Origin of the sequence: Lepagella muris (genome assembly GCF_004793975.1) — a bacterium.
GTDB lineage: Bacteria > Bacteroidota > Bacteroidia > Bacteroidales > Muribaculaceae > Lepagella > Lepagella muris.
This window is the reverse complement of record NZ_SRYB01000087.1, coordinates 1-564: the sequence shown is the minus strand read 5'-3', so window position 1 is coordinate 564 and position 564 is coordinate 1. Positions and strand designations below refer to the sequence as shown.

1 rRNA gene is annotated in these 564 nt (G+C 57.6%); it reads left to right on the top strand.

Annotated elements, in window-relative coordinates:
• Window positions 1-31: 31 nt before the first annotated feature.
• Window positions 32-564, top strand: a 23S ribosomal RNA gene (locus E5331_RS20115); the annotation flags it as partial.

Below are 564 nucleotides of genomic sequence, written 5' to 3'. Positions count from 1 at the left end.
GTTACTATGTACTTCGATACATCAAGAAATAACGGAATGATCGAAGGGCGCATGGGGGATGCCTTGGCTCTCGGAGGCGAGGAAGGACGTGACAAGCTGCGATAAGCCACGGCGAGGGGCAAATACCCATTGACCCGTGGATCTCCGAATGGGGCAACCCGGCGGGAGCGATCCCGTCACCCTGCAGAGCAGGGGGCGAACGTGGGGAACTGAAACATCTAAGTACCCGCAGGAAGAGAAAGTAAGAACGATTCCCCAAGTAGCGGCGAGCGAACGGGGATGAGCCCAAACCGGCGGTGTCGCAAGGCATGTGCCGGGGTTATAGGACCGACATAACGGACCAAGGATTCTAGTGGAAGCGCATGGAGCGGCGCGCCACAGCGGGTGAGAGCCCCTTACACGAAAGGATCCGCGGAACAGGTCGGCACCTGAGTAGGCCGGGACACGAGAAATCCCGGTTGAATTGTCGGGGACCATCCCGAAAGGCTAAATACTACCGAGAGACCGATAGCGAACGAGTACCGTGAGGGAAAGGTGAAAAGCACCTCGGACAGAGGAGTGAAA